The following is a 23,100-nucleotide window of genomic DNA, read 5'->3' as shown; positions in this document are numbered from 1 at the left end:
AAAAAGAGCCGCCATATCTGCGTCTCTTTGATAACATTACTTTTTAGTCTTTACTGTACTAGTCCGTTTTTTAGTCGTTTTAGACTTAGGATCTTTTTGCTTAGATTTAGTTTTTGCATCTTCAGCTTTAGGTGTCGTTCCATCAGCTAATGTCTGCTCTGTGGGCTTATCCCAAGAAACAAAATCACAATCAGGGTAACGTGAACAACCGTAGAACGTCCGACCACGCTTAGTCTTACGTTCAATAATCTGTCCTTGATGACACTTCGGGCACGTTAATCCGATTTCTTTAACTATCGTCTTAGTGTTGCGACAATCAGGGAAGCGCGAACAGGCGTAAAACTTACCATAACGTCCGAGACGTTCCAACATCGGTGCCCCACAAATTTCACAATTTTCACCGGCAAGCTTGTCCTTGACCACCATCTTGTCCATGTCAACTTCAGCTTTATTCAACTCCACCTTAAATGGTTGATAAAATTCATCGACAACCTTAACCCAATTTTCATCCCCCACTTCAACATTATCCAATTCATGCTCAATTTGTGCCGTAAATTTCAAATCAGCCACATCAGGGAAATACTCACGAACTGCCGCTTGAACCATTTTCCCAATTTCAGTAGGAATAAACTTTTTAGCATCCATCCGAACGTATCCACGGGATTTAACGGTCTCAATCGTTGCGGCATACGTTGATGGACGTCCTACCCCAGCTTCTTCTAGGGCTTTAACCAGTGCGGCTTCAGTATAGCGTGGCTTAGGCTGCGTGAACTTTTGCTCAGGATTAAGGCTTTCCAGTTGAACTTTATCGCCAACCTCCATCACAGGTAAAACATTATCCTTCGCCTTCGCAGCGGGATAAGCTTTAGTATAACCAGCAAACTTAGTCGTCGCCCCATTAGCACGGAACATCACGCCACTTTGTTCGATAGTAACCCGAACTCGATCAATAATTTCTGGCGTCATTTGTGAAGCGACGAAGCGTGACCAAATTAACTGGTAAAGTTTAAATTGATCATTCGTTAACTTATCTTTAATCGAAGCCGGCGTCCGAAAAACTGAGGTTGGACGAACAGCCTCATGCGCATCTTGTGCCCCTTCTTGTTGCTTAGTATTCAGTGGCTTTTTAGCGGCATATTCTGCCCCATATTCATCATGAATGAATTGCGATGCATCATTTTTAGCCAGTGATGAAATTCGCGTCGAGTCGGTTCGCATATAAGTAATCAATCCAACGGTTCCATTTTTACCACCTAGATTAATTCCTTCATATAATTGTTGCGCCGTTGACATTGTACGCCGAGTTTGAAAGTTCAACTGCGTATTAGCAGCTTGTTGTAAAGTTGACGTTGTAAAAGCTGGGCTCGGATTATTCTTTCCCTCACTTTTAACCACTTCAGTTATATTAAAATCAGCTTTTTGATCTAATCGTGCAAGAATTTTTTGCACCATTTCATTATCAGGAATCCGTGCAACCTTTTTCCCGTCTAATCCATAGAAACCAGCGTGGAACTTTTTCCGCGACTTTTTAAAAGTTGTTGGCAGCTCCCAATATTCTTCGGGCTGAAACGCCTGGATTTCATTTTCACGGTCAATAATCAAGCCCAATGCAACTGATTGAACCCTTCCTGCGCTCAAACCTTTTTTAATTTTTTTCCACAATAATGGCGAAATTGAGTAGCCCACCAACCGATCTAAGATTCGCCGAGCCTGTTGGGCATCGACGAGGTTCATATCCAACTTGCGGGGATGTTTAAACGCATCTTTCACAGCATCTTTAGTAATCTCGTTAAACACCACACGATTCTCATCTGAGTCAACATCTAAGTCTAGAGCATGAGATAAATGCCAAGCAATTGATTCACCTTCACGATCCGGGTCGGATGCAAGATAAACATGCTTAGCCGATTTAGCCTCTTTTTTCAAGCCTTTAATTATATCGCCTTTCCCACGAATGTTGATATATTTTGGCTCATAATTATGTTCTGTATCTACACCCATCTGTGACTTTGGCAGATCCCGGATATGTCCGATACTAGCAACCACCTTATACCCTGTTCCCAGATATTTTTCAATGGTTTTGGCCTTAGATGGTGACTCAACAATAACTAAATTTTTTTTTCGTTTCGAAGTAGCCCGTTTGGGGTTTGTTTTTTTGGTCTTTGTTTCTGTTGCCAAGGAATTTCTCCTGTTTCTGTTAATTTCATTTTCGTTTTTAACTGCTTACTATAACTTATCTTATCAGAAAATACTAATTTTAAAATAGTGGCGCTAAAAAACGCACGCCTTTTAATAAGGGTGCGTTCACTTAAAAGCCGAACTATAACTCTTTAAAAGTTCACTTTAACATAGCTCATCAATTTAGAAATGTCCAATAAATTGATAAATGGGGAAACCAGCTCCTGAAAATTTCTGTTCATATTCTGTTTCCACATTGTCTAACATCTTATCGGAATCTTCATGCAGATTCAATGAAATTCCATTTGGGTTAAATTTCACCCCAAATTCCGCAAAACTATATAATGAATATTCAAATAGTCCACGATTGTCTGTTTTAAAGGCTATCTCCCCACCCGTTGGTAAAACAGCCCGATACCCTTCCAAAAAAGTTTTATACGTAAGGCGGCGTGATTCATGTCGAGTTTTAGGCCATGGATCAGAAAAATTCAAATAAATTTTAGCAACTTCGCCCTTACTAAAATAAGTTTCCACTCCTGCCCCATCCCCGTAAATAAAACGTAGATTAGGTAAAGATTGTTCATCTTCGTCTGCTTTACGTGCCGCCACGGCGACTGCTGATTCTTGCAATTCCATTCCAATAAAATTAATATTTGGATACTTTTTTGCCATTCCAATGATGAATTGTCCTTTTCCAGTTCCAATTTCAACATGCAAAGGGGCATTATTTTCAAATAAAGATTGCCAATTACCCTGTAACCCAGTCGCCCGATCCTGCGTAATGACTAATTCGTCATGCTCGTTCAACCACGCGGCGGCCCATTTTTTATTTCTCAAACGCATTTCTTCACCTCTGTGTTATTTTCTTATATATTATCAATCGGCTTATTAAAATCCTATCTAGCTTACCAAGCTTACCCCATAATAATCAACCCTTTACCTAATAAATAATTTTTTATTGATAAATTAAAAAAATAAGTTTAAAAGCAAAACAAAACTTCACTCGATATCAAAAATCCTGTACAACAGATTTACCAAACAAAACTTCGTTAATATATCAGCCCGTCAGTTTCATGTTATAATGATGCTAAATAATATAAACGTTTAATGGAGGTTGTAATGACGGATATTTTTGATCAAATTATTGATGGTGAAATTCCTGCGTATAAAATTTATGAAGATGATGCAGTTTTAGCATTTTTAGATATTTCACAAATTACGCCAGGGCATACTCTTTTAATTCCTAAAAAGCATTTGCAAGATATCTTTGAATATGATGAAGATACCGCCGCACAAGTGTTATCAAAGTTACCTGTTATTGCGCGCGCTGTTCAGAATTCCAATCCAGATATTATTGGCGTAAATATTTTTTCTAATAACGGCGAAGGTGCTGGTCAAGTCGTTCCACACTCTCATTTTCATATTGTCCCACGCTATGCCGGCGACAATTTTTCAATCACCGAATTTAATAACGCTGCCCAATATTCTGACGAACAATACCAAAAGATTGCCAATTCTATCACTTCTCATCTACAGGAGGATTAGCCTATGTCATTAAAAGACAAACTGACTACCGAAGTTAATAGTTGGAAACAAATTATTAATTCTACCCGTGCTGCTAGTCAACATTTTCAATCGGCCAAAACAAATTTAATCGATCAACTACCATTAGCTGAACAGACAACGCAAGATATACAACAATCTATTCAACAAACTATAGATAAAAATCAATTTCGTTTAGATCATTTACAGGACACGGTCCAGCATTTAAAAGACAGTACCCAAAAATAATAATCTAAATTAATTTTTATAGGCAACTAGCTAGTTGCCTATTTTTCAATTTTTAAAGACAAAAAATACTAGATATATCATGCTGGCTACCATCCATATCTAGTATTTAATATCGCTCATTTAGTGTAAAAAGATTTACAATATTATTTTAAAATTCAGAGGCTGAATCAATCTTTTAAATTTCCTATTCTATTATTTTTGTTTATTTTTTAAATCAACCAATTTGCTACTCATCAAAACAAATAATGCACCAATACAAACTAGTAATGCTAATATGCGATCACTCTTTTCTTTTACTGCCGTCTCTGGTAAATCAACAGGCATCGATGCCAAGTTTTGCACTTGCTTTCCCTTGTTTTGAACTTCTTGTATAAGTGGCTTCATCCCCTGCAACACGTTTACAGAGGCTTTTACTTCGGTCTTATCCACTCCATTAGCTTCCCCATTCCCATTTTCTTTGACCAACGGATCCGTTTTTCCATTCATTTCATTATAGTTATCTGTCTTTACCTTGGCGCCAGACTCAGCTTTAACAACAGCTGGTTTGTTTAATGCTTTTGGTATTTCATTTACAATAGGCGCAATCTGTTCAACAACGCTCCCGGGATTAGTAATTAATGATCTTACTGAAGCTGGTTGATTAGATATCTCCGTTGATTCCTGCTTTTTATCCTCCTTCACTATTATTTCTGTCTTATCATGCATAATATTAACTGGTATTGCTTTATGATTTAAACTTTGATTGATTTCACCTCCTCTATTGGTCGATTTAGGCAAACTATTATTATAGAGTTCTTCATCATTTAGAGTATCTTGAGTCTTTACATTAAAATTAGCTTGCGGAGCCAAAGATTTGTCCACTATTGCACTGAGTTCATCAATTCCCTGGCTTAAAATATTGCTCAAGTCATTAACTAATTTATGATTATTGTCATTTAAAGCTTGGCTAGCTTCTCCCAGAATATTCCAAATATCAGAAAAATTATTAGATAAAGCATTAAATACGTCATCATCGTTTTCTTGTACTCCTAAATTTTGAATAGTAGCACTAAGTGATTTTCCATTGTTCGCCACTTTTTCAGCTGTATTTAATGTGTTATTATTAGAAAATTCAGGCGTTGATTTATCCCTTTGATTAAGATTCTGGACAGTTTTAGCTTCATCGTTAAGATTATTCGCCGTTTTTTCCGCTGCTTCATTTACTTCTTTTTTATTTTCATCTAACGATCGAACAGGTATCGCCATATTGTTTGATAATTCAAGATTTTCTACTTTAACTGGCTCAGATTTACTCGATTTATCTTTTAAAACTGAATTTATTTCTTCTACCAATTGGGCCTTAATATTTTTAGCATTAATAATGTTCCTTTCATGCTGCCATCCTTTATCTTCGTAATCTTCATTAGTTTGCTTTGTCGAGGCTAGAATTTCTTGCTCTTTTCGCTCAAATTTATCCACAGCTTGCCTTTCTGTAAGATATCTTCGCTTATTCACTTCGTCAATTTGTGACAAAATTTTTGCCTTAGCTGATGTTTTATTTTGATCTGATATATCAGGGTTTGACATTAACAGCTTCAAATCTTGGTTGAAACCTGCGATAAGCTGTCTATTTTCTGCTAATAACTTAGCTAATGTAACTTCTAGCTCCCCTTTAATATTGCTTAGTTGTTCTTTTTGATTGATATTGAAGGCTTTATTTTCTTCAGTCAACAGATTTAATTTGGTTTCTTCATCTGTTATAATTTCCTCTTGTTCTTTAATTGATTGTTGGAGCGAAGCAACTGTTTTCGTTAAAACAATTTTATTATTTCCCTCCATTTTTAAGGGATGTAATAAAATATTTTCCTTTGCAATAGGGCTGACATTACTATTTGCCTCTCCTACTGTTGATCCAAATAGGCTAACACTAAATATTGTTGATAAAATTGTAACTGATTTGTACTTAATCGTAATCTTCATATTTCCACCTCTTTATTATTTGATAATCTAAATATAACAGAGTTGAAATTGTTTTTTGTGAAAACAATGTGAAATTATAGCATGTTTTTAACTTAGTATTAACATTTGCTTTTTTCGCTAAAATCATTTATATTTAAACAAGTAATTGGAGATATGGCAGAGTGGTAATGCAGCGGACTCGAAATCCGCCGAACCGGTGTAGAGCCGGCGCACGGGTTCGAATCCCGTTGTCTCCTTATTGTATATTTAAAACATTGGTACATCAGCGTTTCAAAAGAATTAAATTATTTAGATACATATCAAAATACACACTACATTAATAGTATCCCAGCTGGAGAAATAGCTTTTTTCTACTATATAAGTGCAAATAAAAAAGCCTACTAACTATGCGGTGTACCCAAAAAGTTCAAGTAAAGTATTTTTATTGATTAAGCGGTCATTTGTCGGTATTCTCCCGGTGAATGGCCATTTAATTTCACTGGAATTCTTGTGTTGTTATAGTACAACATCCAGCTGTTGATTACATCAACTAAATCCTTTGCTGAATAACATTTGGTCAAAAGACCAATTTCAGCCTTCAACCAACACTGCCGACAAAATTTTTAACAACCTTACCAGCCAACGCTATAACTACCGTATAATTATCTGCATGGTAATGTTCGTAGCCTAAGACTGCAACACTTTTTTAAGAACATAAGTTTTACCAGTGCCGTCATAACCAGTTAAAGACGAAATTGGCTTATTAATAATCTTCTGTACCGCTTCTTTCTGATCAATAAACAAGTCTGCCACGTCGACTTTATCAACTTATTTATTAATATTTGCTTTACCACGTAGTTTCAACATATCATTTACTATTTTATATGCGCGCAAAGTATCTGTGCCACCCATCCATAAAATTCGTGAACACCCCAAAATCGTTCAATGCGGCGTCTTCCAGAACATAATTAGATTTTTTAATAGCAATTATATCGTCTCTTTCGGTGTTGCCGAAGTTAATGTTCTGTGTCCCAAACAGCCAGAATCTTCTCCCTAGTCTCAAGCTCATTGTTCGAAAACATTCCAAATACTTGAGTAGCCCTTTCATAAGGCAGCGCAACACTCCAGTCTTATAATCTGGTCCATGATTATCAACTATTTTATAAATTTTATTATCATATAACACAAATTCCGAATGTTTTTTGGCTACTTCATCAAGTTGTCGTTTGATTTTCCAATTAACCTCTTGGAACGGAGCATCTGTGTATAACTCAATATAGAGTTTTGCTGTCGCTTCAGTTATATTCGGTAATGTCATTAGCGCTTCGATTGATTCTAAATTATAAATAATTTCTTTATCATTATTTTTTCCTTCGCACCCCATTAACCAAAGCTAAAAGTTAATTTACTTACACTTCCAACTGGATAATTGGATTTTTTATTTGTCCTAAAAATTAGATAAATAAAAACGCTAATATTCTGATATGAGCGCTACTTCTATGTACTTTATTAAATTAATTAAAAATCTACTATTGTTGAAAGATTATCATCGCTGCATTTATGAATTACAAGTATACAAATAAGCGGAACTATGTCGCAAATATCGGAAAATACTATAGATGATATTTAAAATAAACATAATCGAATGATATTTAACAATAAACAAAATTAATTTAAAATTTTTAATTACAATATCTTTCAAGTCCATAGTGGCAATATTTTAATTTTGCTTACATAATATTTCAATAACTACTAAACATTCATCAGCATTTAAATTTTTTATCAGATATAGCTGATTAAGAAACGGGTACACATTAATATTCAAACATTCAAAGGTAGTCTTCCAATACTTATTTTTTACAGCATTCTTTAACTACTTGACATTATAATCTCACTCTTTATATGTGTTAATAAAATGACATAATGTTCAATATACACCTAACACTTCCAAACCACAATAATTCATATGCGTCTTGAATTTTAATATTGAAATTAACAAGAAAATTTATAATTTTCAACATAATCCATTTGAAATGATCCACACCAATGCCCTTTAATACAATCAATTAATTATGATTAATATTTTTAGGTATATACTAATTAAAATATATTATTTTAAATATCTTAATTATAATAATATTCATACTACAGAAAAATGCCAATCATCTTTTCAGAAAATTGGCATCCATTCAACATAAATTTTAACCAGTATTAGATTATCAATCTGAGGTAATTTAGCTCATCCTCATATTTGATTACGGTATAGATCCGCGACAACAATGAATTTACTCACTAAACAACTCATTAATTTGACAGAGATATGAAGCAAAAACAAACGTTAGGATAATACAAATCAAGCTAAACAACTCATTAATTTGACAGAGATATGAAGCAATTATTACGGCAAGGGTACACAAATATTGAGCTAAACAACTCATTAATTTGACAGAGATATGAAGCATCATTTTTTCGACCGCTGTTATAATCTTGGCTAAACAACTCATTAATTTGACAGAGATATGAAGCCGAACGGCAGAAATAACAACAACAAAAACCGCTAAACAACTCATTAATTTGACAGAGATATGAAGCATACACTTGATTATCATCAATATCATTAACGCTAAACAACTCATTAATTTGACAGAGATATGAAGCGCAAGACCAAATTACGCAGGCCCAATTAATGCTAAACAACTCATTAATTTGACAGAGATATGAAGCGTTTGGACAAAAAAGAATGAAAACACACTGGCTAAACAACTCATTAATTTGACAGAGATATGAAGCGGAATGATAAGCTACATAGTTCTCACCCAGGCTAAACAACTCATTAATTTGACAGAGATATGAAGCCATAAAGTCGTATGGATCACCCATTTTTTTGCTAAACAACTCATTAATTTGACAGAGATATGAAGCCATCTGAAAACTAGCTAAAGGGTTATTAGTGCTAAACAACTCATTAATTTGACAGAGATATGAAGCTCTGATTTAGTTAGAATGGCTAACGCTGGTGCTAAACAACTCATTAATTTGACAGAGATATGAAGCTGTATTTTCAAAATACTGAAGAACTAATCCGCTAAACAACTCATTAATTTGACAGAGATATGAAGCATCACCAGATGAACTTGAACGCACAAACGGGCTAAACAACTCATTAATTTGACAGAGATATGAAGCTAGGAAAGACTGACGAAATGATGCCAAATAGCTAAACAACTCATTAATTTGACAGAGATATGAAGCCATATTCATAACCATCAAACTTGCTATCAAGCTAAACAACTCATTAATTTGACAGAGATATGAAGCTGTACGCATGTTCGCTTCTATATTCCGTTAATCAACCAAGTCATCTTCGAATTTTACAAAATCATCATCAATTTCAACAACATTTAGTACACTTTCACCTATACTTTCTCGCAAAGTAGCAGATTCAAAGAATAGTGCTTCAATATTGTTAATTTTCATCTCGCAATCTAACGCCTTAATTTGATCATCACTCAAATATAAAGCGGCATTACAAAACGCAATTAATCTAGTGTCGCCCAACCTGGATGCAATAACAACTATGCTTTCTATTATACCATATAAATCATCATAAATTGGCTCTTCTATTTGTAAATCCAAGTACTTTAATAACCTACTCAAATCCCAATTGCCTGGTACAATCCCCGGTAAATCTAACTCAAATAAAATTAAATTAAGTTTTGATTGAAGTGTACTATTTAATTCACGTAGCTCATTTAATTCAAAATCATCTATTTGTTTTAAAAGATTCTTGATAAGAATTTTTTCAAAAATTTTATTAAAATCTATTGGCTGTAAAATATCGCCAATATAATTAACACTTTTAGATGTAATCATCTCACCATCTTGGCTTAAAACCACTCCTTCATTAGCACATTGTAATGATTGAATAACTTGCAGCATTAATTTTGTAGAGGCAATTTTTAAGATAGTGATTCCTGAGGATAATTCAATAGGTGACAAGGGATAAATCGTTAATTTCTTCATATTACTACCAACCTGTCATTCGTATTTCTAACATCCTTTTTTGCTTCGCCACTTAAAAAATGCATACTGGTGTATTGTTTTTCCGTAACAATTAAAGTTTGAATTAAGCCTTGAGAAGGACAAAACTCACCTACTCTTTTTTCTAAAAATTCTGCGGATTGTTTATTTACTGCTACTCTGACATAAACACTCTCTTGTATCATCAAAAATCCTTCGTTCAACAAATTTTTTCTAAACTGTCGATAATCTCTTCGATTTTTGTCTGTTGTTACAGGTAAATCGAAAAAAACAATCAATCTCATCATCCTATACCTCATAGTTCAAATCCTAATTCTATTTCACCATCTTCCGATAATGCTTGTAGCTCCAACCGAACCATATCGTGAACAGCAGTCGCCACTAACATTGATTTATGATTAAATTTAATCTCTTGATTTAAAACATTAACCATTTTAATTTTAAACGCTGTATTAAATTCGATTTCTAAGTCATTGTAGACGATTCTATCAATTAATGGACGTAAAGGTTCCATCAAATCACTGGCTAAATTATATTCATTAGTTGCATTATCATGATGTATTCCTAACTCAGTTAAATAACCAAAATGATTAATTTCTCTGGTAACAGCTGCCAATAAAATCTGATAACCATAATTAAGTTTAATATTTAGGTCATTATCCATATCTTGCCGCACAAAATTATTTCCATATAGCCGTCGAAAATACATTCTAGCTCCGACGGCTTCCCGATTGGTCTGGTCACCCAACTGTGTGTCATTAATAAGATCATCAAAGCCTGTTGTATCCAAATTACATCCCTGCAAATTTAACTTTTGCTGTAATAACTTTTCCTTTACAACAATCTGCCATAATCTACCTTTTTTGCTTCCACTCCAATCGATTTGCTCTTTTATGTTCAAATTTCTTTTAGCATTACCATAATATGAATTAACCTCACCTACTGGCATTCCCTTATGATTACTAAAGATAATGCGAACATTTCTTTTGACCATTTCCATAATCGCTACTCCCGTAATAACAATTTGTGGTGTTTCAAAAATAAGTATGTTGATATCATCAACCGGTATCTTAATAATATCTTCATTAGTCTTCACTAAAATCAGATTCATTTTATAACTAACCTTACTATGCTTAGTTATATATATAGTTCTAAATGACATATAACTTCTCCTGTGCTATAATATTAATGTTGAGTCATCACCTCAACATTTGTCTAATTCGACAAACAACTCATTAATTTGACAGAGAGAGTTGAAGTAACACAACGTGATACTTATATCACTGAGTTTCATTCTATTGGGTCTTATATGGCCAATACATATTATGTATATAAGCAATCAGTCTAATGACCGATTGCTTATTTTTTATTTAACCAACTATTCTAATTGCTTTTGTTTTAATAACTCGTTAATTGATATTTTCCGATGGTATAAACCAGTTGGTGACTGGTAAACAAACTCTGCATTATCACTAAGTTTCATTCCTTTTTTAGTTCTTAAATCACGCCACCCCTTCCCTTGCTTATCTAGGTAATTCTTAAATGGGTCTATTTTTCCTGGAATCTGCGGACTAGCATCATCATGCATTTTATTGATAATAATCCTCAATATTTGCATCTGCTCTTGATCGTCACAGCTCGCCCACTGTTGTTTAGCTGCCTTCACCCGTTTCAAATCAGGTTCTAATAGTTTAAATCGCTCTAAATTCTTCTCATTGGTCAATAAATTTAAAATATTATCTCTTTCCTCGTCATTGATATTCTTTTTAGTTAAAACGTTATTAATGTGTTGATTCACCCATAGTTGACGAGCATTATGCTTAATCTCTGCAGAAGCCAGATAAAAACTTGTTCTTTCATCAAAAACCAGTTGACCTAAAGGAATCTGATCCAAAATAATTCCAGCATAATTTGGAATATTTAAGCTTCGAACGTACGCATCATACGTAGTGGTCTTATTTGCAACCTGATTAGCAATAGCTGTTGGAATTTTAATCACCATATTTTTAGCATTATTCTTTGCTTTTATCCGAATCAAAACCAACTCTGCTGCCTGTTCACTAGTGACCCCACCATAAATATTAATATCTGATTTTTGATGATTAACTGGTGCTTCACCACTACCTTTAGGCTTCACCGTGACTCTTTGATATAACTTGCCAGCATTTTTAACCTTACGTGTCACCAAAATGTTTTTATAACCCAAAACTTTTCTCAAATATGCTTCATTATCAGCTGTCCAACATATCTCTCCGGTAGCTGGATGAGTAACCTTATCAACTTGACCATCACGTACAGCCATCCGCATTGATCCAACCACGAATTGTAATGGAAAAATGCGTTCAGGTTTTTCAGCGGACCTTGCTTTTTTAGCCATGCTCAACCACTTTTTAACATATTGCGTATACCCATGATAAACATTTTGAGATGGATTCATTCCTTGCATAAATCCGCGTTTTTGCATAAACTCTCCTACCGTCGCAATAAGCAGAGCGTCATGGGCATGATGATAATCGTTCACTAATCGGTTCTTTTTATAATCCATTAACTGACGCATATCGCTTGTTAACTCTTGTCGAATCGGAATTGCCTCAACATGATCAAACTCACTCTTAATTAATTCTGCAACATTCTTAATAATCTGACGTGTTTCCACTAACGAACGCGCGATAAATTTCTTTTCGTCTCCTTTGCTGAAGTTGGTCTTCATTAATGTATCGTATTTACGTTGGCTCAATAAATTCACTTTCTTTAACTGCAACCAAAAATTATGCATCTTAGCTTGGATAGCATTATCTAAAACTTGATTAGACTTTTCACGATTTTTAATTGCTGTCACCAATACCTTGTTATCCCATGAATTATCTTTAGTCATAGCTTGCGGAATGATATGATCAATATCATAAGTATATAATTTGTCAAAATCCAAAGCTTCCCCGGTATACATATCCTTACCTAATTGCATGAAATATAAAAATGCTTTTTCTGATAGAGAATTATTCTCATCAACGTTATTCAATACACCTTGTACATCTTTAAAAACGTCTGGATATACCTTCATTAACTCTTTCTTATTCTGATCATAAATTTTCTCAATCTGTTTTATCCGTGAATTAGGTTGATACGAATTCTGCGATTCACGCGCAAACTCCAAATAAATTCTTTTTGGTGAAATTCCATTATTAGCTCTGATAATGTCTTGAATCACTGCCATACTTTGTGTAATCCCACGTTTAATAGCTGGTGATCCTGCTAAATTTTTAATTTTTTCATCTAAACTAATTTCAACCTGTTGACTTTGATTTTCACTTTCAATCCAATCACGAAATTGATACTTATCATCCATATTATTAACATAAAAGCTAAGATTCCGTTGCCCTTTATATAAAGCATCAATTAAACTAATTTTATTTTCATTAATCTCTGGATCTATAATGGCCGGCGTATTTAACAATTTCTTTGATAAATTCCCCCAACCAGTGAAATGCTTACCAGCTAACTTTTCACATTCATCATCATCTAAAAATCCTAATTTTTGAAGTTGGCGTTTTAACATATGGCGATCTTCAAACACGGTCTGTAATTCAGTAATTTTCTCTAAATTATCTGTCCCCAGAGTGTTCATCCGTTCAGGGCCGAAAATATTTTTAAAATAATGGAACGAGCTTAATTTATTCTTCAATTCTTTTCCTGCAAAACCAGTTAATTCTTCTCCATCCTGCAAATACCCCTCAGAGATAAGGAAACTATTAATTTTATTCTTCGTTGCATTCTTTAATGACACTTGCAAATTTGAATAAATTTCCTGCTTAGCATCAACCGGCAAGGGCTTACCGTCATAACGTAAATTATTAAGTTCCTGCAAAACGTTATAGTCTTGATAAATTAAACTGGCCTTGTGTAATGATGGCTCACCTACAAGATACGTGTCAGTCCCCGTCATGCGTTTAATAAATTCAGCCGCAGATTTATCAATATCAATCAATTCCGTATAATTCCACGGCGTAATTTTTCCCGCTTTCTTTTGCGTCATCCAATGATTCGTCTGATCACCCGATTGAATACCAGCCAACCTTGGATCAACCAAGGGCCCAACGTAATAAGGAATCCTAAAATTAACCAGCTGTCCTATCTTATTAAATTCCTGACCATCGCGTTCAAACGTTTCTCGCAAAAAAGGATAATATCGGCCTTGCTTTTCAATTATTTTCTTTAATTCAAATTCATGTAATTGATGAGGAATTTCACCATTTCGCTTAGAACGTTGCACTGGTAATAATTGGTCAAGCTCAATTAATTTCAAAAGTTTATCAGCCTCATACTTATCTAATCGTAAGGCTTCGTGCTCTTGATTAATTATCGTCTTCAATTTCTTAAGACCATCAATACGTGATGCATCCCCTTTTTGAATTAGTTGATAAGCTTCTTCAAATTTCTCTTTATTATCTTTCGTCAGTACTTGTGCCTTTAGCTCCTTAAGCTGATGAGCATGTTCTTCATAACTCCGCACTTTAGCGTCGCTCACCGTCTCATCATCACCTAAAATTTGCTTTAAAATAATAGTCCCACGTAATTTCTGAATGTTTAATAACAGTTCATATTGTTCTTCATTAATCAGATTGGAAATAAGATTTAGATTTTCATCAACTGCATCATCAAAAGCAAATTTTAATTGATTTTTTACTACCTTATCCAAATCGGTTAATAAAAACATGTCTGCCAGTGAACCCTTGCCACCTCTTAATAACTTAAACAACTCTTCAACTTGCTTCTTAGCCTGTTTATCCTTATTTTGATCACTAAAAAGTTGTCCTGCTAATCGTCCACTCTCAGTAGGGGTCTTAGTGAAGTCTAACAAAATCGACTGAAAAGCCGCTATTACCGTTGATGTTTGATCAGCTTGTAACTCAATAGAACCACTCACATCACCTAATTGCTTAAATAATCCTTTGATATCAATAGTCTGACTATTAGCATCAAAATCTGGTGTTAAAAAATGGCCTCGGTATTTCACAATATGATGAATTGCTAGATAAACTTCGCGTAAATCATGTTTTTGATTATCTTCCATCAATGTTTTACGCAAATGATAAATAGTAGGATAAGCTCGATGAAAGGCTTGATCAGCTTCTATATCACCATATAAACTAGCATTCGTTCCTTGTTCATTTAATTGCGGATTTTTCTGATCTAGTGGACTAACCCATGAATATTTTAAACGTGCCAAAAAATTTTCATCAATTTCATTTAACTCAGGTCTAAAAATATCATTCAGTAAACTCATTCTCCAACGCCGCCGTGAAAGACGTCGTCTGGTAGTCCGATACCCACGTCGTTCTTCAGCCGTTTCAGCACTATTAAATAAACGCACCCCAATTAAATTCTTACCCTTTTGCCGAATCAATTGATAATTATCCGTGGATATCGCTGACCACCCCACTGAACCAGTCCCAATATCTAATCCAATTACGTACTCTTTATTTTTTTCCATTTACTTCTCCTTAAAATAATTCAAATGTTCCACTTAGTCACTTAACTTACTAAACTAAAACGTTTACATTTAATTTTATCAAAATTTAAAATCATTGACAAATAATAAACACACTTCATTGATTTTATATCTATGAACAATTTAATATAATTTAAAATATAAAGATTTAGTCCATATGTATTGATATAAGATTAACCCAATAAAAAAGTCAATTAACCGCTATTACTACCGTTAATTGACTTATTATTAATCAAATTGTCTACTAAATAATTTTAGCTTCGAAGGCTTTTGATTCAATATCCAAAAAATCAAAAGTTTCAAATTCAGCTGGATCATAGACATAACTATCCGTTCCAAAACTAATCATTAAGTTAACCGGGTTTTCATTAATATCACCATAATACCCCATCACAACGGGTTTATTAGTCCCAATAGCATAACCAATTTCTAATGCTTCTCCCATATCCGGGGCATCAGCAGGATATGTTGCTACAATTAAATCAGAATTATCAATAGCTCGAATATCGGCACGATATGTCATCGTCGCCCACTCAAAATCTGGTTCAAAATCGCTACCTTCGGAGACTGCCAAGCCCTTATATTGATGCATCAACGGGACATGAATATGGGCCACCATTGGGTTCTTCAAAAGCGCTTCATACGTTGCCAACGTAGCTTCAATCTGTGTCTCAGTCCACCATGAATGCGCAAAATAAACTGAACGAGCCCCGGGTAATTTTTCTGGTTGAACAACTGTTTTTTCTAATTCAAATAACTTTTCCATCACTTCATTTTCAGATAACATGTTTAATCTCCTCTTTGTACCTAATGACTGTTCCTCTAAGAATACGATTATTTTAATAATTTTTCAACTAGAACTCAGACTAAACGACACTTTGTAATTTATTATAAAATGCGGATATATAATTCTCAATTAAGTATCTCATCTTTTATGCTCAACAAACCAATCGATCATGATACAATGTCAATTTAATGTAAATTAATATGTTATTATTTGTTTTATTCGGGAGGAATTATATTTTGAAACACATTATTGATTACACGATGCTTGGATTTTTATTGCTAACGGTAATTCTAAACTTAGTTTATGATGCTGATTGGTTATACCCGGTGATGAGTGGCGTATTCTTTGTATATGAAATTTATTTATACAAAACTGACCATAAAAATTCAAATAAATATTTTGCCATTTTATTTTTAATCTTAATGCTTATTTTTACAGCATTAAAACTTACGGGATGGAATTAGTTATTAAAAAAAACGAATTAACTACCAAGTATCAATGGCTAGTTAATTCGTCTTTTATATTATATTATATTTTACAACACTTAATCTTCTGGCATATAATCAGTCACATATAGGTGTGCCAAAAAGTCTTCAGCATCATCTGGATTGGTCGTATGATTATCAATTTCCGATTGAACTGCCTTTTCAATTTCTTTTCGGACCTTTTCGCTACCTCCATCGGCAACCGTCACGTGCACACGATGGATTTGATCATTCCAGTCCACCGTAGTAGGTCCCCAAGTACTTAAATGTAAATTTTCAACCCACGCTACAACTTCATCTTTTGAATATGCCATGATATATCTCCCATCATCAATTATTAGTAAAATTATACTCTTTTAATACTGATAATTATATCATATTCATTTAACGTTTTTTTACCAACTACCCTACCATATATGTCAATTAACACTTATTATTGATTTTAATATTTAGTTATTCAAGGTAGATTAACATTACTTTTGATTGGCCTCTTGTTTTGCCAACATATCACGGATATCAGTTAGCACTGAAATTTCAGTTATTTCTGATCCTTCTTCCTTATCCTTTTTAATTGACACTTTGTTAATCATCTTAATAATGATGAACAAAACAAAGGCTATAATCAAGAAATTAATCACATCCCCTAAAAAGGCACCATAGTTAAACGTTAATTGGTCCGATACCACAAATTTCAAATTATCCAAACTTGAAACCTGTCCTGTAAACAATCCAATAATTGGATTGATTAAATTAACAGTTAATGACTTGACCAAGCTAGTAAAGGCACCTCCAACGATAACCCCTACTGCTAAGTCCAAGACATTCCCACGCATAATAAACTCTTTGAATTCAGAAATAATTTTCATAATATCTACCTCACCAATTAATCTAGCTAAAACATCTATCAATTTTAACACTATATACACTGTATTTGTAGTATTCACTAATACTTTAACAAATAAGACTCTATATAAACAATTGATGTTAGAAAATATATCCAACACCAAATAATCTTATATCATTTTTTACAGGATACTTTATTAAAGCTTCCTGTTAAAGTATCGTTCATCATTTATCAGATTGACATATATACCTCACTATTTGTAGCGCTCGTACTATTTTTTCGCATTCATGATATTTTAATCTATATTGTTAATTTTTAAATCAATCTTGCATGATTATTAAGACCAGTAATGACATATTTAGTATAGCCATAACTATACCAGTAAATTTACTTTGAACCCAACCAACAAGACTCCAAAAAATAAAACAAATTACCAATAATACATACGTACAGATCCATTGAAATAGCATCGGCGCATGTAAGTATTGCAATAACAATAATATTGGCAGGATAAAGATCAACATGGAAAGACTCTCTCCCAAGCCCACAGCCCACAAGACCATATACTCATCAATCCCATCAATTGTATTCTTAATTATTGAATCAGAAATTTTCTTATAATTATTATTCATATATGTTATTTCCCTTGTTAAGTTCGAAAATATCAAGTTATCTTTATTTAAAAAATATGTTTGAACACACAACAACGTGTGCTGTCCTCTTTTAATTCTTCCAAATCATAGTCAGAGTACCAAATCATAGTCAGAGTAATCGATAATAGATATTATCATCAATTCAATTTGTTTTTACGGCCATCATCTTTTATTTTAGTCGCTCTGATTTTCCAATATTTTTTATAAAAATAAGATGAACTTACTATTATGGCACTCAATAACAATGCACCAATTAAAAATTCATTCAATTTTATCTTCCCACCCTTCAGGATTTAGCCAACCTATCTTTGCAAAAAGTTTATAGACGCTTTTTCGCATCTTAAATATTTTAGTTATTCGTTTATTTCCTTTGTTAATTACCGTTATATTAACCATATATTTTCCCATGCTAATTCTAATAAGACGAAGTATGACCAAAATTGCATCATTCACAATTTTTTATTACCTTCATTTAACCTCCTCTTTCTTTTATCATTTTTTAAATTGAATCGTGTCTATTGTTTTACTTATCTAATTTAATGAAATATCACAGATAAAAAATCTACGTAATCAAAGCATCTACTATTATATCAGTATTAATTAATCAAAATGATATATTTGTAATTATAAGATAATATGCATAAATTCCATAATGAAGCTAATTTATATTGATTAATCATTGTCTCAGGATATATATTAAAACCATAACTAACTATAGTATCTGTGAAAACTTCCCACCAAAACAGTTAATTTCACAATTAATTACTATCAGTGAGTAGCTAACTTATACAATAATTACCTAATATTCTTTGTCGATGCTCCACAAAAACATTAATTCATTAATGCTATCAATAATTTCTTGCGAGGGGGTTATCCGTTAATTCATAATCAATAAATGCCATGTTCATTTTCATTGTCGACCGATTTCTTATCAATTGTGCCCGTTTTTCAATTCACTCCTTGGCCTTAGACACATACACAATTCTATTTGAAACAGCCATGGTGTTGATATTGCATATGTATCTGAGCGACTAGGACATTCAAATGTATCAATAACTCAAACTGTATATACTCATCTGTTAGATACCAAAAGAGGTCTAGAAGCAGATAAAACATTAGATATATTGCGATAAAAATACTGGGTGCCCAAATAAAATAACTTTTTTAAAGGTGCCCAAATGTAAAATAATCCTAAAAAAGTGCCCAAAAGGTGCCCAAAATTAACTACAAATCACAATCAATCATGACCCATAAAAACCTTTTTAGCAAACAAAAAATCCTGACATACCAACGGATTTGCTGGCATATCAGGATTTAAAGTCAAAATATGATTACTTAAGACCATATTTCTTGTTGAACTTATCAACGGCTCCGTCGGCTTGCGTAAACTTAGCCTTCCCAGTGTAGAATGGGTGTGAATCTGATGAAGTTTCGACACGAACCATTGGGTAAGTCTCTCCTTCAAATTCAACAGTAGCGTCAGTCTTAACAGTTGATCCTGCCAAGAACTTTGCGCCAGTAGTGGTATCAACGAATACAACGTCACGGTATTCTGGGTGAATTCCTGCTTGCATAATAGTCTCCTTATAGCCCTGATCAAAACTCGGTCAACCAGAGTCAGTTTTATTAACTAAACTAGTATAACATATCCAATTTTAGAATACAGTACCCCATCACGAATTATTTGCAAAAAGTTACCTAAAAGTCACTATTTTGCAAAATAACGCAAGCGCTAACTATAGACATCAAATTAATTTTTACCTTCGTCATCGCCCGTTTTCAATACGGCCATAAAGGCTTCCTGTGGGACATCAACCGTACCAACTGACTTCATGCGTGCTTTTCCACGCTTTTGCTTATCCAACAGCTTAGCCCGTCGATCTGGATCACCAGTGTGAATCTTAGATGTAACGTCCTTCCGATAAGCTTTGATCGTTGACCGCGCAATAATCTTTGAACCAATTGCTGCTTGCACAGGGATTTCAAAATTACGCCGTGGAATTAAATCTTTCAACTTAATTGTAATTAAACGTCCCCGCTCCTGCGCAAAATCTCGATGCACAATAAAACTCAAAGCGTCAACCTTATCTCCATTTAATAGAATATCGATTTTAACCAAATCTGAAGGGCGATATCCCGACATTTCATAATCTAATGAAGCATAACCCCGCGTAGTTGATTTCAAAATATCAAAAAATTCAAAAATAATTTCTGATAACGGTAGATAATATTTCACATTCACTCGATTAGCATCCAGATAATCCATCGTATCAAATTCACCACGTTTACGCTGCGCCAAATCCATCACCGCTCCAACATAATCATTTGGAACCATGATTTGCGCATACACAAATGGCTCTTCAATATGCTCAATCTCGCCTACTTCTGGCAATTCGGATGGATTATCCACCTCTACCATTGTCCCGTCCTTTAAAAAAGCATGGTACGTCACAGAAGGTGCTGTGGTAATCAAATCTAGATCAAATTCACGTTCCAGGCGTTCTTGAATCACATCCATATGCAACATCCCCAAGAAACCTGTCCGGAACCCAAAGCCCAAGGCTTGCGAAGTCTCAGGATCAAATTCCAAAGAAGCGTCATTCAACTGTAACTTCTCCAAGGCTTCACGCAGATAATTATACTTGGCATTATCAGAAGGATACAATCCAGAATAGACCATTGGCGTCATTGGTTTATAACCAGCTAACGGTTCAGCGGCTCCATTTTGGACAGTCGTAATCGTATCACCTGGGCGCGCATCGCGAATATTTTTAATTGATGCCGCCACATAACCAATATCTCCTGCCACCAAATATTCACGTTTAATCGGATGAGGAGAATTAACCCCAACTTCCGTCACATCATATTCAGCACCAGAATTCATAAACTTAATTTTATCACCCGGCTTAACCATTCCATCTTTAACCCGGATCGTTAAAATGACCCCCTTGTAAGCATCGTAGGTCGAATCAAAAATCAAAGCTTTCAACGGCCCTTCCAAATCGCCCTCTGGTGCTGGTAATTTCGTCACGATTTGTTCCAATAGCTCCGGAATCCCGATCCCTTTTTTAGCCGAAGCTAAAACGGCATCTGAAGCATCTAAGCCAATTACATCTTCAATCTCCGCACGAACCTTTTCTGGCTCAGCAGCGGGCAAATCAATCTTATTAATTAAAGGCAAAATTTCCAAATCATTATCTAAAGCCAAATAAACATTCGCTAAAGTTTGGGCTTCTACCCCTTGAGCAGCATCAACAACTAAGATGGCCCCATCCGCGGCAGCTAATGAACGTGAAACTTCGTATGAAAAGTCCACGTGCCCTGGTGTATCAACTAAATGAAAAATATAAGTTTCACCATCATTGGCCACATAATGCACTTCAACGGCATTCATCTTAATCGTAATTCCACGCTCTCGTTCCAAATCCATCGTATCTAACAGTTGGGCTTGCATATCCCGTGAAGCCACCGTATGGGTCGCTTCTAAAATTCGATCGGAAATGGTTGATTTCCCATGATCAATATGGGCCACAATGCTAAAATTTCGGATATGTTTTTGGCGCTCTTCTAACTCTTTTAAATTCATTTAAATGCGCTCACTTTCGTTTAATTGTCTCTTCCATTATACAAGATAATTGGCCTTCCTGCACCGCGGATTACCAGGAAACTTGCTAAATTTAGATAAACAAAAAAGCCCGTATCACAAATGATACGAGCTTTCAGTCTACTAATATTAAAATTAACCGCGCCGGGCTTCTTTAATACGAGCAGCCTTACCGTGCAAAGCACGCAAGTAGTACAACTTGGCACGACGAACGCGACCATGACGAACCACTTCGATCTTATCAACACGTGGTGAGTGAACTGGATAAGTCCGTTCCACACCAACCCCGCTTGACATCTTACGAACAGTATAAGTAGCTTGGATTCCGCTACCCTTTCGCTTAATGACCACACCTTCGAACAATTGGATACGCTCACGTGAACCTTCGACGATTCGAGCATAAACCTTGATTGTATCACCGGCACGGAAATCAGGAATATCTGACCGCAATTGTGATTCAGTTAACTTTTCTAACAATGCATTTTGACGCATAGCAAATCTCCTAATCGATGTTCTTACATCATCCGACCAGCGGAACATCGTTGATATGGCATTTACAGCCAATAAATAATATAACAAAAAACCACTCATAATACAAGTGGTTTTATCTCAAGTAATATTATTTGCGGGCTTTAACGAATCGGTCAAATTGCCCAGCTGTTGCAGCTAAGAAGTTTAAGGTATCCTCATTAGTGATGTGTCCATTCTCATCACTCAAGGATGGTGTTCCCCCAATATATAACTCAGGTTGAGTCATCATTGGCATATTCAAAAATTGTAAGGTTTGCCGCAAAGTATGATTAGCCACAATTCCACCAATTCCACCAGTTGATTGTGAGGCTGGCAAAACAGGCTTACCGTCCCATACACTCTCGCCGTAAGGACGTGAAGCAACATCCAAGGCGTTCTTTAAAGCGCCTGGAATGCTCCGGTTATACTCTGGAGTAGCGATAATAAATGCATCTTGTTGAGCCACTAACTCTCGAAATTCAGTATAAACAACCGGTGAATCAGCATCATAATCTTGATTGTACAAAGGCAAATTATCAATGCGCAATTGCGTCACTTCAGCATCTTCAGGTAATCCCTTAACTAATGCTTCAGCCACTCCAGCACTATATGAACCCTTACGTAATGAACCAACTAACACTCCATACTTTGTCATATCAAAAAATCTCCCGTTAATTTTAATCTGAAAGAAAGCTTACTTTTAATAAGTTTACAAGTTAAATAATACACTGGATTTTTAGCTTTGTAAAGCTGTATTTTT

At 34.6% G+C, this 23,100-nt stretch carries 19 protein-coding genes, 1 tRNA gene and 1 CRISPR repeat array; of the genes, 4 read left to right on the top strand and 16 right to left on the bottom strand.

Features of this window, described 5'->3' with window-relative positions:
* Window positions 1-36 precede the first annotated feature (36 nt).
* Both topA and trmB read right to left on the bottom strand, forming a co-directional pair.
* On the bottom strand, window positions 37-2,178 hold the full coding sequence (gene topA, locus IV73_RS00510) for a type I DNA topoisomerase (protein ID WP_057753328.1): 2,142 nt from the start codon (window positions 2,176-2,178) through the stop codon (window positions 37-39).
* A 183-nt stretch (window positions 2,179-2,361) separates the two neighbouring features.
* Window positions 2,362-3,021: a tRNA (guanosine(46)-N7)-methyltransferase TrmB gene (gene trmB, locus IV73_RS00505; protein ID WP_057753326.1), complete on the bottom strand. Its 660-nt coding sequence runs from the start codon at window positions 3,019-3,021 to the stop codon at window positions 2,362-2,364.
* Window positions 3,022-3,297: 276 nt separating this feature from the next.
* Between trmB and IV73_RS00500 the strand changes: the two genes are divergently transcribed.
* Both IV73_RS00500 and IV73_RS00495 read left to right on the top strand, forming a co-directional pair.
* Window positions 3,298-3,723, top strand: coding sequence for an HIT family protein (locus tag IV73_RS00500; protein ID WP_057753324.1), 426 nt, complete (start codon window positions 3,298-3,300; stop codon window positions 3,721-3,723).
* Between the two features lie 3 nt (window positions 3,724-3,726).
* Window positions 3,727-3,969 (top strand): hypothetical protein, encoded by a 243-nt coding sequence (locus IV73_RS00495; protein ID WP_057753321.1) that lies wholly within the window; start codon window positions 3,727-3,729, stop codon window positions 3,967-3,969.
* Window positions 3,970-4,161: 192 nt separating this feature from the next.
* Here the strand turns inward: IV73_RS00495 and IV73_RS00490 are convergent, their stop codons facing one another.
* Window positions 4,162-5,928, bottom strand: a complete 1,767-nt coding sequence (locus tag IV73_RS00490) for a hypothetical protein (protein ID WP_057753320.1) — start codon at window positions 5,926-5,928, stop codon at window positions 4,162-4,164.
* Window positions 5,929-6,075: 147 nt separating this feature from the next.
* Here IV73_RS00490 and IV73_RS00485 point away from each other — a divergent pair.
* Window positions 6,076-6,164 (top strand) — tRNA-Ser (locus IV73_RS00485).
* A 192-nt stretch (window positions 6,165-6,356) separates the two neighbouring features.
* On the opposite strand, the gene IV73_RS06805 is transcribed toward IV73_RS00485, so the two are convergent.
* From IV73_RS06805 to IV73_RS00455, 7 genes are all read right to left on the bottom strand, one after another.
* Window positions 6,357-6,509: an IS3 family transposase gene (locus IV73_RS06805; RefSeq protein WP_083485512.1), complete on the bottom strand. Its 153-nt coding sequence runs from the start codon at window positions 6,507-6,509 to the stop codon at window positions 6,357-6,359.
* Between the two features lie 278 nt (window positions 6,510-6,787).
* Window positions 6,788-7,291, bottom strand: a complete 504-nt coding sequence (locus IV73_RS00480; RefSeq protein ID WP_057753318.1) for a hypothetical protein — start codon at window positions 7,289-7,291, stop codon at window positions 6,788-6,790.
* A 907-nt stretch (window positions 7,292-8,198) separates the two neighbouring features.
* Window positions 8,199-9,225: a CRISPR direct-repeat array (repeat unit 36 nt; unit sequence GCTAAACAACTCATTAATTTGACAGAGATATGAAGC).
* 27 nt (window positions 9,226-9,252) lie between these two features.
* Window positions 9,253-9,930 (bottom strand): type II-A CRISPR-associated protein Csn2, encoded by a 678-nt coding sequence (gene csn2 / locus IV73_RS00475; RefSeq protein ID WP_057753317.1) that lies wholly within the window; start codon window positions 9,928-9,930, stop codon window positions 9,253-9,255.
* On the bottom strand, window positions 9,927-10,232 hold the full coding sequence (cas2, locus tag IV73_RS00470; protein ID WP_057753899.1) for a CRISPR-associated endonuclease Cas2: 306 nt from the start codon (window positions 10,230-10,232) through the stop codon (window positions 9,927-9,929). The genes csn2 and cas2 overlap by 4 nt, the downstream gene beginning before the upstream one ends.
* Window positions 10,233-10,243: 11 nt before the next feature.
* Entirely contained in the window at window positions 10,244-11,110 is an 867-nt protein-coding gene (cas1, locus tag IV73_RS00465; RefSeq protein WP_057753315.1) for a type II CRISPR-associated endonuclease Cas1, read from the bottom strand.
* Window positions 11,111-11,326: 216 nt separating this feature from the next.
* Complete coding sequence (cas9, locus tag IV73_RS00460; RefSeq protein ID WP_057753313.1) at window positions 11,327-15,439, bottom strand: type II CRISPR RNA-guided endonuclease Cas9; 4,113 nt, start codon at window positions 15,437-15,439, stop codon at window positions 11,327-11,329.
* A 262-nt stretch (window positions 15,440-15,701) separates the two neighbouring features.
* Entirely contained in the window at window positions 15,702-16,244 is a 543-nt protein-coding gene (locus IV73_RS00455) for a nucleoside 2-deoxyribosyltransferase (protein WP_057753311.1), read from the bottom strand.
* A gap of 236 nt (window positions 16,245-16,480) precedes the next feature.
* Between IV73_RS00455 and IV73_RS00450 the strand changes: the two genes are divergently transcribed.
* Window positions 16,481-16,708, top strand: a complete 228-nt coding sequence (locus tag IV73_RS00450) for a hypothetical protein (protein ID WP_057753309.1) — start codon at window positions 16,481-16,483, stop codon at window positions 16,706-16,708.
* A gap of 80 nt (window positions 16,709-16,788) precedes the next feature.
* Here the strand turns inward: IV73_RS00450 and IV73_RS00445 are convergent, their stop codons facing one another.
* From IV73_RS00445 to IV73_RS00410, 6 genes are all read right to left on the bottom strand, one after another.
* Window positions 16,789-17,043: a hypothetical protein gene (locus IV73_RS00445; RefSeq protein WP_057753307.1), complete on the bottom strand. Its 255-nt coding sequence runs from the start codon at window positions 17,041-17,043 to the stop codon at window positions 16,789-16,791.
* Between the two features lie 159 nt (window positions 17,044-17,202).
* The gene (mscL, locus tag IV73_RS00440) at window positions 17,203-17,589 is read right to left on the bottom strand and encodes a large-conductance mechanosensitive channel protein MscL (RefSeq protein WP_057753896.1); all 387 of its coding nucleotides are present in this window, start codon (window positions 17,587-17,589) and stop codon (window positions 17,203-17,205) included.
* Between the two features lie 1,968 nt (window positions 17,590-19,557).
* Window positions 19,558-19,800: a type B 50S ribosomal protein L31 gene (locus tag IV73_RS00425; RefSeq protein WP_057753301.1), complete on the bottom strand. Its 243-nt coding sequence runs from the start codon at window positions 19,798-19,800 to the stop codon at window positions 19,558-19,560.
* Window positions 19,801-19,976: 176 nt separating this feature from the next.
* Window positions 19,977-21,812 (bottom strand): translation elongation factor 4, encoded by a 1,836-nt coding sequence (lepA, locus tag IV73_RS00420; RefSeq protein ID WP_057753299.1) that lies wholly within the window; start codon window positions 21,810-21,812, stop codon window positions 19,977-19,979.
* 153 nt (window positions 21,813-21,965) lie between these two features.
* Window positions 21,966-22,322 (bottom strand): 50S ribosomal protein L19, encoded by a 357-nt coding sequence (gene rplS / locus IV73_RS00415; protein ID WP_057753298.1) that lies wholly within the window; start codon window positions 22,320-22,322, stop codon window positions 21,966-21,968.
* A gap of 127 nt (window positions 22,323-22,449) precedes the next feature.
* Complete coding sequence (locus IV73_RS00410) at window positions 22,450-22,995, bottom strand: NADPH-dependent FMN reductase (RefSeq protein ID WP_057753296.1); 546 nt, start codon at window positions 22,993-22,995, stop codon at window positions 22,450-22,452.
* Window positions 22,996-23,100 lie beyond the last annotated feature (105 nt).

The sequence above is a fragment of the Weissella kandleri genome (assembly GCF_001438705.1).
Taxonomy (GTDB): Bacteria; Bacillota; Bacilli; order Lactobacillales; family Lactobacillaceae; genus Weissella; species Weissella kandleri.
Note: the sequence above shows the minus strand (reverse complement) of the source record. Positions and strands in the feature narration are given on the sequence as shown.